Below are 16,979 nucleotides of genomic sequence, written 5' to 3'. Positions count from 1 at the left end.
ACATTGCAAGTAACGATAAAGTAAATGGAGTTCCGGCAGTCTTAGGAACAACAGGAAATGCTACAGTAGCAGCGTCAGGAACATGGCCAACAGGAATTACTTTAGATCCGTTAACCGGAAAAGTAAGTGTTGCGGCAGGAACCACACCGGGAATTTATAATGTAGTTTATGAGTTATGTGACAAACTAACTCCGGCAACTTGTGCGACGGCTTCAGAAGAAATCAAAGTAACTCCAGTTGTTGAACCAATATTCGAAAATGGAACTATTGCTTCAACAGGAGGAACTGTTTTCACAAACATTGCAAGTAACGATAAAGTAAATGGAGTTCCGGCAGTCTTAGGAACAACAGGAAATGCTACAGTAGCAGCGTCAGGAACATGGCCAACAGGAATTACTTTAGATCCGTTAACCGGAAAAGTAAGTGTTGCGGCAGGAACCACACCGGGAACTTATAATGTAGTTTATGAGTTATGTGACAAACTAACTCCGGCAACTTGTGCGACGGTTTCAGAAGAAATCAAAGTAACGGCAATTGCAGGGACATCAATAATTGCAAATGACGATAACATTCCAAACGTAAATGGAATAACAGGTACACCAAATGCAGGGAATGTACTAGTTGGTAATCCAAATTCGGATACTTTGAATGGCATTCCAGTTGTTATTAGCCTAGTTGATTTAAAAGTGACAACACCGGCAGTTCCAAAAACATCAGGAGCAGCAGTTCCGGTAATTGACACTACAACAGGAACAATAAGTGTTCCGGCTAATACACCGGGAGGTACCTATACATTAACGTACAGTATTTGCGAAAAATCAAATCTTTCGAATTGTGATGCTGCAACGGTAACCCTATTTGTATCAAGACCAAGTATTGCTTTAGTGAAAACGGCACATTTCAATGATGAAGATGGTGACAGTAATGCAAAAGTAGGGGAAACCATTACGTATAATTTTACAGTAACCAATAGAGGAAATGTAGCGTTGACTAATGTTTATATAGTAGATCCGTTAACTGGAATTACCATGACCGGAGGCCCAATCAATTTAGCGGTAGGAGAAGAGGATAGTACTTCTTTTACAGGAACTTATTCGATCGTACAAGCTGATATTAATTCGGGAAGTATATCGAATCAAGCCGAAGTTTTTGGAACAAGTCCTGATCATATTGAGGTAAAAGACAAATCAGATTCTAATGACGTTGATGGTGAAAAACCAACCGTTTTATCGCTACAAGGTTGTGTAATTAAAGTATTCAACGCAGTTTCTATAAATGGAGATGACAAGAACGATAGATTCTACATCCAAGGTTTAGAATGTTATCCTGACAATACGGTTCAAATTTTTAACCGTTGGGGAGTTTTGGTTTTTGATCGTGATCATTACAACAATAATGACATTGCCTTTAGAGGTATTTCTGAAGGACGCGTTACGGTCAAAGATTCAGATGGATTGCCGGAAGGAACATATTATTATATCATTAAATATAAAGACAGCCAATCTAATCCACATCAGGAGGCTGGGTATTTGTACCTGACCAAATAATATTCTGTACTAATAAAATGGCTTAGTCAAAAGGCTAAGCCATTATTTAAAAATAAAATAAATGAGAAAATTAGTTTTAGTTTTATTGTTTTGTTCTACTGCAGGTTTTGCTCAGCAAGATGCGCAGTTTACACAATACATGTATAATACCATTAATATAAATCCAGCTTATGCCGGTTCCCGGGGAGTGATGAGCATTTTCGGATTGTATCGTACCCAGTGGGTTGGGCTTGATGGTGCACCGGAAACCAGTAGTTTTTCATTAAATACACCAATAAACAGTAATGTAGGTTTGGGAGTATCATTGGTCAATGATAAAATCGGACCAACGAATGAAAACAACATATCAGCTGATTTCTCTTACTCAATACCAACATCAGCAACCGCGAAACTTTCTTTTGGTATTAAAGGTTCGGCCAATATATTCAAACTGGATCCTACAAAGTTAAGCCCGGAACATCAGGGAGATACCCAATTTCAGGATTTTCAGAATAAATTTTCTCCCAATATTGGAGCAGGGGTTTACTGGCATACCGATAAAGCTTATGTGGGATTATCTGTCCCTAATTTTATTCAAACCACCCGCTATGACGATAACGATTATTCAATTTACAAAGACCGTATCAACTATTATTTCATAGCAGGTTATGTATTTAATCTGAATAGTTATGAAACCATAAAATTCAAACCGGCCTTAATGACTAAAATGGTAGAAGGCTCACCATTACAGGTAGATGCTTCGGCCAATTTTATGTTTAATGATAAATTTGTTATTGGGGTTGCTTACAGATGGAGTGCGTCAATTAGTGCCTTGGCTGGATTTCAGATAACCGACAGTATGTATTTAGGTTATGCTTACGATCGTGAAACCACTCGATTAGTAAACTACAACTCAGGATCGCACGAGATATTTTTGCGTTTTGAGTTCTTAAACAACTACAGCCGAATTACTTCACCAAGATTCTTCTAATACTTCAATTATGAAAATTAAAAATTTAGTTTATAACATTTTTTTAGTGCTATTTGTTTGCAAGGGGATTGCACAGACAGGCAGTGTTGCCAGTGCTGATAAAAAGTACGATAAATATGCTTATATCGATGCGATTGCTGCTTACGAAAAGGTAGCAGAAAAAGGATATAGAGAGGAGAAAATGTTCCAACGACTGGGTAATGCCTATTATTTTAATGGCGAGCTGGTGAAGGCATTAAAATGGTACAAAGCTCTTTTTGGAATGAATGATCAACAGGAATTTGAGTATTATTACCGATATGCCCAAACATTAAAAGCAACAGGAAATTATACCAAAGCCGATAAAATATTAGAGCTTTTCAATCAAAAAGCAAGTACTGATAAAAGAGGATTGTTATTTGAAAAGAATAAAAATTATTTGGAGCAGATAAAAAACAATTCAGGTCGATTTAAAATAGCCGATGCCGGAATTAATTCAAAGTACTCAGATTATGGAAGTTCTTTTTTAGATAACAAATTGGTATTTGCGTCCTCCAGAGATACGGGAGGAGTTGCCAAAGTAAAATTCAAATGGACCAATAAATCGTTTACAAATCTTTATTCGGCAGAATTAAACGCCGATGGTAGTGTTGGAATTCCGAAGCGATTTGAAAGAAAGATCAATTCAAAATTTAATGAATCGACTCCCGTTTTTACAAAAGACGGATTAACGATGTATTTTACCAGAAACAATTTTCTAAACGGTACAAAAGGGACAGACGACAAGAAAGTCACTTTGTTGAAATTGTATAAGGCAAGTTACATAGAAGGTAAATGGACGAATATTGTTGAATTGCCTTTTAACAGCGATCAATACAGTGTGGCACATCCCACATTAAGTATAGATGAAAAAAAGTTATACTTTGCTTCAGACATGCCGGGTACTTTTGGACAATCAGATTTGTATAGTGTGACTATTAATACTGATGGCAGTTTTAGTAAACCTGAAAATCTCGGAGCTGCAATTAATACAGAAGGAAGAGAAACTTTTCCTTTTATATCAGGAGATAATGAATTGTATTTTGCCAGCGACGGACGACCAGGATTAGGAGGACTTGATGTATTTGTTTCGACTATTAAAAAGGATTTGACGTTTAGCGAAGTTCAGAATGTTGGAGCTCCTATTAATACAAAACTGGATGATTTTGGTTTTATAATAGACAGTAAAAGCAGAACTGGTTTTTTCTCATCAAATAGAGATGGAGGACATGGCTACGATGACGTCTACCGTTTTTCGGAAACCAGAAAATTGCCTTGTGAGGAGATTTTATTAGGAACTGTTATAGATGCCGAAACAAATTTGGTACTAGAGAATGCTAAAGTAAATTTACTTGACAATCAGCTTCAGATAATAGGAGAGGCAATAACTGGAGCCGATGGGAAGTATAGTTTTAAAGTAAATTGCAATAAAGAATACTTTGTTCGCGCTGCAAGACAAGATTATGATACTAATGAATTGCCTAAAGCGATCGATAAAACAAGTTTGACATTACCTTTGAAAAGAACCCCTCAAAAAGTGGTCGAAAAAACGATTGAAAAATTGATTGTTGGTGATGATTTGGCTAAAATTTTACACATAAAAATGATTTACTTCGATTTAGGTAAATCTATTGTTCGAAAAGAGGCTGCCATTGAGTTAGAAAAAATCCGTCAGGTGATGATTCAAAATCCAAGCATGAAAATTGATGTTCGCTCGCACACAGACAGCAGACAAACACATGCGTACAATGAAAAACTATCCGACAGAAGGGCTAAAGCAACAGTGGCATGGCTTGTTAAAAAAGGAATAGCTGTTGATCGTATAACCGGAAAAGGATACGGAGAAACACAATTACTGAATAAATGTGCTGATGGCGTAAAATGTACTACAGAAGAACATCAGGCAAATCGAAGAAGTGAGTTCATTATTGTTTCGATGTAATAAAGAGTTAGCTTTTTTAATAAAGTTGAGTTAATTAAATTGTTATGAAAAGCTGCAGGGTAATCTTGCAGCTTTTTTGTTTTCTGTTTTAAACTTCTAGGGTTAAAGAAAAAATAGTTTGTAATTAACGATAGAAAAAAGTATTTTTAAGCTATAAAAAGAATGATTTTGAGCACGACAGAATTTTTAACCCGACTTATAATTGCACTTTTTGCAGGATTGATCATTGGTTTTGAAAGACAGTGGCACCACAAAGAAACTGGTTTAAAAACCAATATGCTGGTCGCAACTGGCGCAGCGACATTTGTTTTGTTATCGATTAAAGTGGCAGCAGCAGCACCTAATATAGATGTAACCCGTATTACGGCTCAAGTGGTTATGGGAGTTGGTTTTTTGGGTGCCGGAGTTATTTTTAGAGAAGGCCCCAATGTACACGGTCTGAATTCAGCGGCCACGATATGGTGTAGCGCGGCTATTGGCTGTATTGCTGCATCGGGCTATTTTGTTGAAGCACTGATTTGTACCTCTCTCGTTACAATCGTTAACACAGTTCTTGAACCAATTGAAAAATGGTTGCGAAATAGAAAATAAAAGCCTGTTTTTAAATAATTAGGGCAACGAAGCGATCAAATATTCGACCTCTTTTTTTTGTTCTGCATATTTCTGTTGAAGCTCTGAACCTTCACCCATTCGATTGTAATACTCCAGGCCTTTTTGAGCGAAGAATTTTTTGTGGAAATTTGATATTTCAGGAACCTGAGGGAATAAAACACGAAAATTCATTTCATAGTAAGCCTGCCATTCTCTTTCGTTTTTATCTAGTACGTAAGGTTTTATTGTTTTTTGACTTACATGAACCATCTCATGCACCATTAGAGTAAGCATTAGTTCCAGTGGGAACTCAAAAGTATTTTCTGGAATTCTTATAATTTGTGGTTTTCCAAAGTCTCCTTCAGTTGTCATCAGAATAAAATCGGGTTTAGCTTTTTCCCTAAACTCAAAGCCTTTAAGATTACTTTTTTTAAGCTTATACTTTTTTAAGAGCCAGTAAACAGCCGTAATTACCTGCCCATTTTGCCGAAAAGTATTTATTCTTTGTTTTATTTCTTCAAAAAGTACATCCATTACACAAAAATACAGAAAAAAGTAAAACGTGACATCCGCTTAATGAGGTACTCTTTTATGTTTTTTGGGGACTTTTTTGATCTTGTTTTTACCAGTTATGCGCAATATCATACCAGTTATTACTTCATTCGTACTAGTTATGCATTTTGGATAATTAACGGATAATGAGTGCAGTAATTTTGTCTCTGAATTTAATGATTAGATTAAAAAGATGAGAAAGATAATTTTGTATGCTATACTGTTGACTCCTCTTCTTGTATTGTGTCAGACAGATGTTCAGAAACAATTGTCAGATGTATCGTCGCGTTTAGATGTAATTTATAAAAATGAAGAAATAATGATTCCAAGAGTAACATTAAAAAGCAGGTTTGATAAGTCAACAGTTGTAGATGCGGATACCAAATTTATTTTGGTTTTTAATACAGCAAATTGTGCCAATATTTTATCCGGTTATTACTATTGGTATGATAGTAAATGGAACAATCTAAGAAATTTGATAGAACAAAAAGGTGTTCCAAAGGACAATGGGAAGACGGGAGACATTTTTATAGATTTTTCTACGAGAGACGTTTATTTTTTTAATGGAACGCTATGGCTTTCGATGTCAACGCATAATGAAGCCTTTAAGGAGGTAGTATTTGATGATAAGAGTGGTGTTTTAAGGTACAAGGATAATACAGGAGAGGATATTGTAATTAATCTTTCAGAGATAATCCCTAACTTCAATAAACCAAAAACTATTTCGCTGAACGCAGCGAAGAAAACCCTTAATTATATCGACGAAAACGGGGGATTAACAATCATAAAACTGGATGTTTTATTGACGAAGAGCAAAAAGGTAAATCTAACCTCGGCATTCTAACGTAAAACGGATTTGCAAGAATCTAAAAATGATAAGATCAGATCATACAGATTTCAAAAACCTGCCAATTTTATTAATAGAAACTAGTTTTATAAGGTTTTAGAGCCTTATAAGAAGATTTGAATAACAATAAAAACTAGTAAACACTTTAAAATTTTAAACATATATGGAGAAATATTACAAACCATCAGGTAAATTTTCGTTAATTTTCATTTTGTATTTCTTATTGATTAGCATTACAGCTTTTCCAATTTTGGCATTAATATATGCTTACTGTATATGGTATATTCCTTTTGTCTATATAAGATTTTTTATTACAATAGGTTTTGGTCTTCTTGTTGGAGTTGTAATTCTTCAATTTGTTATAAAAAAAGGAAAAGTTAGAAATCCACTTCTAGGATTTATTATTGGATTTGTTGGTGCTTTTTTAGCATTGTATTTTCATTGGACAATCTGGATCGATTTGGTCATTAAAGCTGGAGAAAGCCAAGATTCTAATAATGTTAGTATTTTAGTAAGTAATATTGATTTTCGACAAGTATTTTCATTAATTTTTCGACCGGATTTAGTTTTTGAATACATCAGTCAGATAAATGAATATGGTATGTGGAGCATTAAAGGAGCAATGGTTAATGGTACATTTCTTTGGGTTATTTGGTTAATAGAAATTAGTATTGTCGTTGCTATTTCGGGTATTCTACCTTATTTAGAAACAAAGAAACCTTTTTCGGAGTCTACTAATTCGTGGTATGAGGAAGTTGTATTGCCTGCCTTGGGACATATAGAAAACAAACAGCAAATGATAGTAGATATTTCACAAAGCAATTTTGCTAATTTTGATTTTTTAATTAAAAACATTAGTAGCAAAAAAGATAGTCACAGTATATTTACGCTCTATAAATCTAAATCTGGAAAAAACTATTTATCAATAGAGAACAAGACATTAAAGATAGATAATAAAGGTAAGATTAGATTCGATACTGATCAAGTTGTAGAGTATATTGCTATTAGTAGTGAATTTTCAAAAATATTAGTAGATAAATAATAAGTGACTTATCTGTTTGTAATTACAAAAAAATATAGTAATTTTGCAGACCTTTTGGCAGAGAAGAGTTTCCATTAGGTATCAACCATTTATGTAAAACAACTTCTGTATTTTCTATCGCATAGAGAAACTCGAGAAAAACAGAATACAAATTTTTTATCAGCATGTCTGAACAATTAAAATCACAAGAAGAGTTTTTAGCAAATTTTAACTGGCATAACTTCCAAGAAGGAATTGATGCAGTAGATGAGAAAAACTTACAAGAGTTTGAAGAACTAGTATCAAAAACTTTCATCGCTACAGATCAAGAAGAAGTAGTTGAAGGAGTTGTTGTTAGAATTACAGATAGAGACGTTATCGTTGATATCAATGCTAAATCTGAAGGTGTTATTTCTTTAAACGAATTCCGTTACAACCCAAACTTAAAAGTAGGTGACAAAGTAGAAGTATTAATCGACATCCGTGAGGACAAAACAGGTCAATTAGTATTATCTCACAGAAAAGCACGTACTATCAAATCTTGGGATAGAGTTATTGCAGCTAATGAAACTGGAGAAATCGTTAACGGTTTTGTTAAATGTAGAACTAAAGGAGGTATGATCGTTGACGTATTCGGTATCGAGGCGTTCTTACCAGGATCTCAAATTGACGTTAAGCCAATTAGAGACTACGATGTATATGTAAACAAAATGATGGAATTCAAAGTGGTAAAAATTAACCACGAATTCAAAAACGTTGTTGTATCTCACAAAGCTCTTATCGAGGCTGATATTGAAGTACAGAAAAAAGAAATCATCGGTCAATTACAAAAAGGACAAGTATTAGAAGGTGTTGTTAAAAACATTACTTCTTATGGTGTGTTCATTGACTTAGGTGGTGTTGACGGATTAATTCACATTACTGACCTTTCTTGGAGCAGAATCAACCACCCAAGTGAAGTTCTTGAATTAGACCAAAAATTAAACGTTGTAATCCTTGATTTCGATGATGAGAAAACAAGAATTCAATTAGGATTGAAACAATTAAACGCTCACCCATGGGATGCTTTAGATGCTAATTTAACAATTGGTGATAAAGTAAAAGGTAAAGTAGTTGTAATCGCTGATTACGGTGCATTTATCGAAGTTGCTGAAGGTGTTGAAGGTTTAATCCACGTTTCTGAAATGTCATGGTCAACTCATTTACGTTCTGCTCAGGACTTCGTGAAAGTTGGAGATGTTGTTGAAGCAGTTATCTTAACTTTAGACAGAGACGATCGTAAGATGTCATTAGGTATCAAACAATTGACTCAAGATCCATGGACTGACATTACTTCTAAATACCCAGTAGGTTCTAAACATACAGGTATCGTTAGAAACTTTACAAACTTTGGTATTTTCGTAGAATTAGAAGAAGGAATCGATGGATTAATTTACATCTCTGACCTTTCTTGGACTAAGAAAATCAAACACCCATCTGAATTTGTAAATGTTGGTGAGAAACTTGATGTAGTTGTATTAGAATTAGATGTTGAAGGACGTAAATTATCTTTAGGTCACAAACAAACTACTGCTAATCCTTGGGATCAATACGAAGATTCTTTCGCTGTAGGAACTATCCACAATGGTGAAATTTCTGAAATCGTTGACAAAGGAGCTACTGTAGAATTCGGAGATGATATCGTTGCTTTCATTCCAACTCGTCACCTTGAAAAAGAAGACGGAAAGAAATTGAAAAAAGGTGATACTGCTGATTTCAAAGTAATCGAATTCAACAAAGAATTCAAAAGAGTAGTTGCTTCTCACACTGCTATCTTCCGTGAAGAAGAAGAGAAAAACGTGAAAGCTGCAACTGAAAATACTTCATCTACATCTACTACTAATGCACCAGCTGCAACTTTAGGAGATAACAATGATGTATTAGCTGCATTAAAAGCTAAAATGGAAAAAACGGAGAAAAAATAATTCTTAGTTTCCTCTAAATAGAAAGTCCCACAGTAATGTGGGACTTTTTTTGTTTTACTTTTTTAAATTTTAACAGAAAAAGTTGTGTTATTGTGTTAAAGGGTTATTTTTGTGTAAAAATACCACTTATGAAGAAACTCTACTTTTTAGTTTTTACTTTTTGTTTTTTTAATAGTTTAATGGCACAGGTTGTCACTATTCCTGATATCAACCTTAAACTTAAATTGATAGCAGCAAATGTTGATACCAATCGTAATGCCGAAATTGAAGTTAGTGAAGCATTAAGCATAAATTTTTTAGACCTAAATAATGCGGGTATAAATTCTTTGCAGGGATTGGAAAAATTCACCAATCTTGAAACTTTACTTTGTAACAACAATCCAATCTTCACTGGTGTTGATTTTAATGTATTTAAAAAACTAAACTTTTTAAGTTATTCTTCTATTGCTAATGTTAGCTATCTTAATTTTGAGAATACAAATCTTAGCACATTAATTCTGGAAGGTTTAAGTAATTTAAATGAACTTCAGTGTAATGGAAACAAAAATCTTGTAACATTAAGGCTAAGTGGTGCACAAAATTTAACAACGCTGTGGTGCAATAATAATAAACTGTCAGCATTAGATATTACAGGATTAACCAAGCTTAAAACAGTAAGATGTGACGGGAATCAATTGCAAACATTAGATGCCACTAATTTGGTAAATCTTACCAGTTTAAGCAGTTCTGGTAACCTATTAACGTCATTGAATGTTTCCGGGTCAACAAACCTTAAAGCTATAACTTGTTTTAGTAATAAACTACAGTCACTAAACGCGAGTGGCTTAACAAACTTAACGAGTTTAGTTTGTTACTCGAATGAATTGACACAATTGAATGTAAACGGTTTAATAAACCTAAAAGAATTGTATTGTGATGGAAATCGCCTTCCGTCGTTAAACGTAACTGGTTTAACCAATTTGGAGTATTTAAACTGTACCAATAATCAATTGCTTGAATTGAATGTAAACGGTTTAACAAAACTGAAAGGAATAAAATGCGGTTACAATCAATTGACAGCTTTAGAGGTGACAGGTCTAACAAATCTGTTAAATTTAGAATGTTACCATAATCAGATAAAAACTTTAGATTTAAGCGATTTAAAGAATATTGAGGGATTTAGCTGCTATCAAAACCAGCTTACCTCGTTATTTATCAGAAACGGAAGCAACGAAACACAACTATTAGATTTTTCACAAAACCCGGGTCTGCAATATGTTTGTGCAGACGAAAGTCAATTAGAGCTAGTACAGCAGTTAATTACCAAATATGGCTATGTAAATTGTAATGCAAACTCTTATTGCTCTTTTAAACCAGCTGATACCTATTATACAGTAAACGGAATTAATAGATTTGATTCTAATAACAATGGCTGCGGCGCTTTAGATCCTATTGTACCAGGTTTAAAATTTGAATTGTTTGACGGAACAAACACCGGAACTGTAATTTCTAAAACAAACGGCAGTTTTTCTATTTTCCTACCGGTTGGTACACACACGATAACTCCGGTTTTAGAAAATCCGTCTTATTATACCATTTCTCCAAGCAATAAATCGTTCACCTACCCGGGAGAATCAAGCCCTAAACTACAAGATTTTTGTATAGTAACAAATGGTGTACATCCCGATTTAGAAATTACTATTTTACAAATAACTCCGGCCAGACCAGGGTTTGAAGCAAAGTATAAAATAGTTTACAAAAACAAAGGAAACGTTACGCAATCAGGTACTGTAAACCTAAGTTTTAATGATGCGGTTCTCGACTTGGTTACTGCAAGTCCTGCTGTTGCGACTCAGGCACCAGATAAGTTAACCTGGAATTTTAGTAATCTAAGACCTTTTCAGTCTGCAGAACTTAATTTTACATTTAAAGTAAATGCTCCAACTGCTGTTCCTGCCGTAAACAATGGCGATGTTTTGTCTTTTAGAGCAACGGTTTCGTCAGTAGACACAGACGAAACTCCAATTGATAATGCATTCACTTTGAATCAAACAGTTGTAGGATCTTACGACCCAAACGACAAGACGTGTCTGGAAGGTTCCGTAATTACCCCAAGTTTAATAGGGGAGTATGTGCATTATATCATTCGTTTTGAAAATACGGGAACTTATCCGGCACAAAATATAGTCGTAAAGGACATGATTGATCTTTTAAAGTTTGATATTTCAACATTAATCACCACAAGCGCAAGCCATTCCTTTGTAACCAATATTTCAGCAGGAAATAAAGTGGAGTTTATTTTCGAAAACATCAATCTCCCTTTTGATGATGCCAGTAACGATGGTTATGTAGCGTTTAAAATCAAAACAAAACCAACACTTGCTGTAGGTGATACTTTTACAAACGATGCCAATATTTATTTCGATTATAATTTCCCGATCTTAACCAACAAAGCGACTTCAACTTTTAAAACAGTAACACTGGGAGCTCCCGATTTTGAGTTTTCGAACTATTTTACGTTGTATCCAAATCCGGCAAATCATACTTTGAATATTAATGCAAAGGAAGGCATAGAAATACAATCACTATCCATTTATGATATGTTAGGACAATTGGTAATTGCAGTACCAAATGCAAAATCGGTTTCTAGTATTGATGTTTCAAAACTTACCGCAGGTAATTACTTTATAAAAGTAAAATCGGATAAAGGAAGTTCAGGAATGAAATTTATCAAATATTAAGAATGTCCTTTAAAAATAAAAGGTCTCACATTGCTGTGGGACTTTTTTGTTTTACTATTTTTCTTATTTAAATTTTAACAGAAAAAATTGTGTTATTGTGTTAAAAAGTTATTTTTGTGTAAAAATACCACTTATGAAGAAAATTTACTTTTTGCTTTTATTTTTATGTTTTTATGGATTGAATGCACAGGTGATTACTTTTGGAAGTACTCCTTTTAAAGATAGATTGCTTTCGGCAAATGCAACCAATGGATTTGCAAAAGATATAAACGGGAATAACATTGTTGTCGATTCCAACTTTGATAAGGAAATTAATGCTGTGGAGGCATCAAAAGTTTATTTTTTGGAACTAGGAGGCACGAAATCGACGATTTATAATTTAATGGGAATTGATTTTTTTGTCAATTTAAAGACTTTGAATTTTTACGGACAAAGAGTAACCGCTGATTTGAGACCGTTGAAAAATTTAGAAAGAATAAATTGCGGAGGAGATTTAGTTACAAAAGACCTCAATATTAACGGGCTTAATTTAAAAGAAATACGCGCAGAAAGCAGCCTTTCAATAATGCCCTATTTATTGGATAATGGTCCGACAGGAATTTCTCAGTTTGCCAATCTGGAAGTTTTGTTTTTAGGGGGAGATCGATTAGAAACAATCAACCTTCAAAACCTAAAATCGTTAAAAACACTGATGATTACAAGATCAAAAATAAAAAGCCTTGATTTAAGCAATCAGACTAATCTGGAGTTTTTGTATTGCAATAACAATCTATTGACAGATCTGGATTTAACCAGCTGCAAGAATATAACTGGTGTAGAAGCTAATTTGAATAATTTCACTACAATCCTGGTGAAGGACCTGCCTAAATTGGAGTATCTTAGAATTAGTGAGAATAGTACATTAAGCGAATTAAGTGTTGTAAATACCCCAAATCTAAAATCGTTAGATGTTTATAAATGTAGTTTAACCGATTTAAATTTATCTAATTTGGTCGCTCTGGAGTCGATTAATTGCAGCAATAATAAACTAACAAATTTGAACATCAAAGGTTCTATAAACTTGTTGAATATATCTTGTGACAATAACTTAATAAAAGAGCTTGATTTGTCTTTATGTAAAAAGTTTGAGTCTTTATATGCTGGTTATAATAAGTTTGAAAGTTTAGAATTTTATGGTAAGCTAGGATCCTATCTTAATATTTCAAATAATTTAAATTTAAAATATCTTTCCATTAAAAATGGGATCATCAATCAATCCAGTATAGAATTTGCCAACTGTCCCAACTTGAAATACATTTGCGTAGATGAAAATGATAATGAAATTGCTACGGTTCAAAATTTAATCAAAACGTATAAATACACAGATTGTCATGTAAATTCCTATTGCAATTTTCATCCGGGAGAGGATTATTTTGTAATTCAGGGATCACAGAGAATTGATTCGAACAAAAATGGCTGTGACAATTCGGATCCATTTTATCCTAATTTAAAATTTAATATTGTGGGAGCTTCTTCCGGAACATTTGTTAATAATTTATCGGGTAATTATTCTATTCCTGTTTTAAAAGGAACGCACAAGATAACTCCTGTTTTAGAAAATCCGTGGTACTTTTCTGTGACACCGGCAACCGCAACGATTGTTTTTCCGGCGCAGACAAGTCCGTATACTCAAAATTTTTGTATCACTCCAGTTGGTACTTATCGGGATTTAGAAGTTACGATATTACCAATTGATGTTGCAAGGCCCGGTTTTGATGCTAAGTATAAAATCGTATATAAAAATAAGGGTAATGTAGTGCAATCGGGTTCGATAAAATTTGTGTTTGATGATGCCATATTGGAGTATGTCTCTTCCAATACTGCTTTTTCTTCTAAATCAGTTAATGCTATAGAATGGAGTTTTGCAGCTATTCAGCCATTTGAAAGCAGAGAAATAGTATTTACTTTAAAATCAAACAAACCAACAGATTTACCTGCTGTAAACAATGGTGATGTTTTAAAATTAACAGCAACTATTGTCTCTCAGGACAAAGACGAAAGTCCAATCGACAATACTTTTATACTTAATCAGGTAGTAGTAGGTTCTTACGATCCAAACGATAAAACCTGTTTAGAAGGCTCTGTTATTACACCAGAATTAATAGGGGAGTATGTGCACTATATGATTCGTTTTGAAAATACAGGAACATTTGCTGCAGAGAACATTGTCGTAAAAGACATGATCGATTTGTCTAAATTTGATCTTACAACTTTAGTTCCAACCAGTTCAAGTCATCCTTTTACAACTAAAATTACAGCAGGGAATAAGGTAGAATTTATTTTCGAAAAGATCAATCTTCCCTTTGATGATGCCAATAACGACGGTTATGTAGCGTTTAAAATAAAGACAAGATCAAACTTAAGAGTTGGAGATACCTTTGCGAATGAGGCCAATATTTATTTTGATTATAATTTCCCGATTTTAACCAACAAAGCAACTTCAACTTTTAAAACAGTAACACTGGGGACTCCCGATTTCGAGTTTTCGAGCTATTTTACGTTGTATCCAAATCCGGCAAATCATACTTTAAATATCAATTCAAAGGAAGGCATAGAAATACAATCACTATCCATTTATGATATGTTAGGACAACTGGTAATTGCAGTACCAAATGCAAAATCGGTTTCTACTATTGATGTTTCTAAGCTTAGTTTCGGGAATTATTTTATAAAAATAAAATCAGACAAAGGAAGTTCAGGAATGAAATTTATCAAATATTAAGAATGTTTTCTAAAAATAGAAAGTCCCATGTAATGTGGGGCTTTTTTTATCGCTAATATTTAGTTTTAAGGAGCTATTCCTGCTGTCCGCTATATCTTTTCCTGGCTAAAGGAGCCAGAAAAAGGATGCCGCTACCATCAGGGCTAGGACAATCGTTTTCAAAAGAAGTTTTATTTTATTGTTAGTAATTTTGTTTCTTTGGGATTGTAATAATCTACAATGGCGTAAGAATTGATTCCCGTAATGTTTATTTCATCAAGAATGTTAACTAGATTCCCGTAATTTGATTTTTTGCTTGGCTTTATGATTACAGTAACTCCTTTTGTACTGCCTATTTCTGCAGAGTATTGATGCACTTTTTTATTAACGTTTATCAATTCTTTCCTTATTCCATCTTTTCCATAATGTACTTCTTTTGGGGTTTGAATAGGAGAATCCAGTATTCCCATATATGTTATCATTTTATCGTTATCGTCAAGTAGGATCGTTAAAATACGATTTTCGTCAGGCTTATTGCATTCTGGTTCTGGACCACAACCTCGACGGTATCCATAATCGTATTCCATTATTTTGGGTTTAGCCAATTCAATTGTGACCATAAAAAATATAATCAGCAGAAAAGATATACTGACCATAGCAGTTAAATCAACTCTTGAGTTTAATTTTTTGCTTCTGACTTTTTTAGGTAGATCTTGCATAGCTATAGTTTTAGTGATTGAGAAAGTTTTAATTTAAGGCTAGTAAATTAGATTCTTCTGGAGTAAATTCATTGACAATGGCATAGGTATCAATTTTTGCTATTGCCATTTCATCCAGAATATCGACAAGATTTTTAAAATTGCATTTTTTGCTAGGTTTAATAATAACAACAGCTCCTCTGTTAGTTCTTCCCATGCTTGCAGAATACTCAATAATTTGTTTATTTTTTTTGAATAACTCTGTACGAATACCATTTTTACCATATTCGACTTTTTTGATCTCATGTGAATCATATCCTAAAAGACCTCTGTATATTACTATTTTGTTATTTTCATCAAGTAAAATAGTAATTAAACGTTCTTCAACCCCCTTGCCACACGTAATTACACCTGTTAGATCCGGATCTTTTTCTGGTAAACATAAATCCATAATTTTAGGCTTTGACAATTCACCAACTACCATAAAAAAGATGATTAATAAAAATGAAACACTAACCATTGCGGTCAAATCAACTTTTGTACTTAGCTTTTTACTTCTAACTTTTTTAGGAAGATTTTCCATAATAAATCGATTTTTTTTCTAAAGTTAAAAAAATATTCGAAGTCGAACATGATTTTGAGAAAAATGATCCCAAGTATCCGAAAATACAGGCGCAAGTTTTTTATAAACAGGTAATTGTACTCATTTTTTAACTTTTGATTTAATGTAATTTAGTATAGTTTTTCAAAACTCAAAAAAAGCATTTTTAGATGATGTCCTTAGGGAATAATTAGCCTGTTAAAAGGCAGAATTTTATACTACTACTATTATTACAGGAACTAAACACTACTGTTTATAAATCATAAAACCCCAATATTATGGATATAGTTACTGACCTTACTGCTGAAGCAATATCATATCTGACGCTTTTTCAGGATATTTTAAAAAAAAACTCCGATAACTCGTTTCCCAGAGAGTTTTTGGGTAGAAATTCCTGGAGTAATTTGGGTAAAAATAGTGATCAGGATTATGGGATAATAGAAGGATTGACTCCGAGTCAGATAGACGAAATTTCTGATTTAGTCTGGCACAGCCCTGATAAACGTAATGATGAAATTCTGATAAAAATATATTTGGATACTGTTTATGATCTTTTAGAATGGCTTGCTTCTAATATTGATATAAAATATAAGGATAAGAGCTCGTCATCTGAGCTTTTATTATTTAGAGTGCCTGTTTTTTGGAGGCAGCAAATACGGGCATTACTTTATAAAGAAGGGTTTAAGGAACGAAAGAAACTCGCAGCAGTACTTCGATATATGCCGGTACAAGTGGTTCAGGTTATTTCTCGTCAGAGTAATTCGGCAT

At 33.6% G+C, this 16,979-nt stretch carries 13 protein-coding genes; 10 read left to right on the top strand and 3 right to left on the bottom strand.

The window, feature by feature from the left end:
* The 4 genes from FLA105534_RS19670 to FLA105534_RS19655 all read left to right on the top strand — a co-directional run.
* The coding region (locus FLA105534_RS19670; protein ID WP_173967791.1) for a T9SS type B sorting domain-containing protein at window positions 1-1,547 on the top strand (1,547 nt) is incomplete at its 5' end.
* A 61-nt stretch (window positions 1,548-1,608) separates the two neighbouring features.
* Entirely contained in the window at window positions 1,609-2,517 is a 909-nt protein-coding gene (locus FLA105534_RS19665; protein ID WP_173967790.1) for a PorP/SprF family type IX secretion system membrane protein, read from the top strand.
* A gap of 10 nt (window positions 2,518-2,527) precedes the next feature.
* A complete protein-coding gene (locus FLA105534_RS19660) occupies window positions 2,528-4,477 on the top strand; it encodes an OmpA family protein (RefSeq protein WP_173967789.1) in 1,950 nt (649 codons plus the stop codon).
* 168 nt (window positions 4,478-4,645) lie between these two features.
* Window positions 4,646-5,068, top strand: a complete 423-nt coding sequence (locus tag FLA105534_RS19655) for an MgtC/SapB family protein (protein ID WP_173967788.1) — start codon at window positions 4,646-4,648, stop codon at window positions 5,066-5,068.
* Window positions 5,069-5,086: 18 nt separating this feature from the next.
* On the opposite strand, the gene FLA105534_RS19650 is transcribed toward FLA105534_RS19655, so the two are convergent.
* The gene (locus FLA105534_RS19650; RefSeq protein WP_173967787.1) at window positions 5,087-5,602 is read right to left on the bottom strand and encodes a hypothetical protein; all 516 of its coding nucleotides are present in this window, start codon (window positions 5,600-5,602) and stop codon (window positions 5,087-5,089) included.
* A gap of 211 nt (window positions 5,603-5,813) precedes the next feature.
* On the opposite strand from FLA105534_RS19650, the gene FLA105534_RS19645 reads away from it, so the two are divergent.
* From FLA105534_RS19645 to FLA105534_RS19625, 5 genes are all read left to right on the top strand, one after another.
* Window positions 5,814-6,464, top strand: coding sequence for a hypothetical protein (locus FLA105534_RS19645; protein WP_173967786.1), 651 nt, complete (start codon window positions 5,814-5,816; stop codon window positions 6,462-6,464).
* A gap of 166 nt (window positions 6,465-6,630) precedes the next feature.
* Window positions 6,631-7,509 (top strand): hypothetical protein, encoded by an 879-nt coding sequence (locus tag FLA105534_RS19640; protein ID WP_173967785.1) that lies wholly within the window; start codon window positions 6,631-6,633, stop codon window positions 7,507-7,509.
* Window positions 7,510-7,673: 164 nt separating this feature from the next.
* Window positions 7,674-9,452 carry a 30S ribosomal protein S1 gene (gene rpsA, locus FLA105534_RS19635; protein WP_173967784.1) on the top strand — a complete coding sequence of 593 codons (1,779 nt, stop codon included), beginning with the start codon at window positions 7,674-7,676 and terminating at the stop codon, window positions 9,450-9,452.
* 128 nt (window positions 9,453-9,580) lie between these two features.
* A complete protein-coding gene (locus FLA105534_RS19630; RefSeq protein WP_173967783.1) occupies window positions 9,581-12,172 on the top strand; it encodes a DUF7619 domain-containing protein in 2,592 nt (863 codons plus the stop codon).
* Between the two features lie 133 nt (window positions 12,173-12,305).
* On the top strand, window positions 12,306-14,933 hold the full coding sequence (locus tag FLA105534_RS19625; RefSeq protein WP_173967782.1) for a DUF7619 domain-containing protein: 2,628 nt from the start codon (window positions 12,306-12,308) through the stop codon (window positions 14,931-14,933).
* A 170-nt stretch (window positions 14,934-15,103) separates the two neighbouring features.
* Here the strand turns inward: FLA105534_RS19625 and FLA105534_RS19620 are convergent, their stop codons facing one another.
* Both FLA105534_RS19620 and FLA105534_RS19615 read right to left on the bottom strand, forming a co-directional pair.
* The gene (locus FLA105534_RS19620; RefSeq protein ID WP_173967781.1) at window positions 15,104-15,631 is read right to left on the bottom strand and encodes an ExbD/TolR family protein; all 528 of its coding nucleotides are present in this window, start codon (window positions 15,629-15,631) and stop codon (window positions 15,104-15,106) included.
* Window positions 15,632-15,659: 28 nt separating this feature from the next.
* A complete protein-coding gene (locus FLA105534_RS19615; RefSeq protein ID WP_173967780.1) occupies window positions 15,660-16,193 on the bottom strand; it encodes an ExbD/TolR family protein in 534 nt (177 codons plus the stop codon).
* 296 nt (window positions 16,194-16,489) lie between these two features.
* Between FLA105534_RS19615 and FLA105534_RS19610 the strand changes: the two genes are divergently transcribed.
* On the top strand, window positions 16,490-16,979 hold a 490-nt coding region (locus FLA105534_RS19610; protein WP_173967779.1), incomplete at its 3' end, for a hypothetical protein.

The organism is Flavobacterium collinsii, assembly GCF_902804485.1.
GTDB classification, from domain to species: domain Bacteria; phylum Bacteroidota; class Bacteroidia; order Flavobacteriales; family Flavobacteriaceae; genus Flavobacterium; species Flavobacterium collinsii.
Note: the sequence above shows the minus strand (reverse complement) of the source record. Positions and strands in the feature narration are given on the sequence as shown.

Excerpts from the sequence above, each read along its gene's own strand:
- FLA105534_RS19665 (WP_173967790.1), top strand. The coding sequence starts at position 1,609 with ATGAGAAAATTAGTTTTAGTTTTATTGTTTTGTTCTACTGCAGGTTTT.
- FLA105534_RS19660 (WP_173967789.1), top strand. The coding sequence starts at position 2,528 with ATGAAAATTAAAAATTTAGTTTATAACATTTTTTTAGTGCTATTTGTT.
- FLA105534_RS19650 (WP_173967787.1), bottom strand. The coding sequence starts at position 5,602 with ATGGATGTACTTTTTGAAGAAATAAAACAAAGAATAAATACTTTTCGG.
- FLA105534_RS19645 (WP_173967786.1), top strand. The coding sequence starts at position 5,814 with ATGAGAAAGATAATTTTGTATGCTATACTGTTGACTCCTCTTCTTGTA.
- FLA105534_RS19640 (WP_173967785.1), top strand. The coding sequence starts at position 6,631 with ATGGAGAAATATTACAAACCATCAGGTAAATTTTCGTTAATTTTCATT.
- rpsA (WP_173967784.1), top strand. The coding sequence starts at position 7,674 with ATGTCTGAACAATTAAAATCACAAGAAGAGTTTTTAGCAAATTTTAAC.
- FLA105534_RS19630 (WP_173967783.1), top strand. The coding sequence starts at position 9,581 with ATGAAGAAACTCTACTTTTTAGTTTTTACTTTTTGTTTTTTTAATAGT.
- FLA105534_RS19625 (WP_173967782.1), top strand. The coding sequence starts at position 12,306 with ATGAAGAAAATTTACTTTTTGCTTTTATTTTTATGTTTTTATGGATTG.
- FLA105534_RS19620 (WP_173967781.1), bottom strand. The coding sequence starts at position 15,631 with ATGCAAGATCTACCTAAAAAAGTCAGAAGCAAAAAATTAAACTCAAGA.
- FLA105534_RS19615 (WP_173967780.1), bottom strand. The coding sequence starts at position 16,193 with ATGGAAAATCTTCCTAAAAAAGTTAGAAGTAAAAAGCTAAGTACAAAA.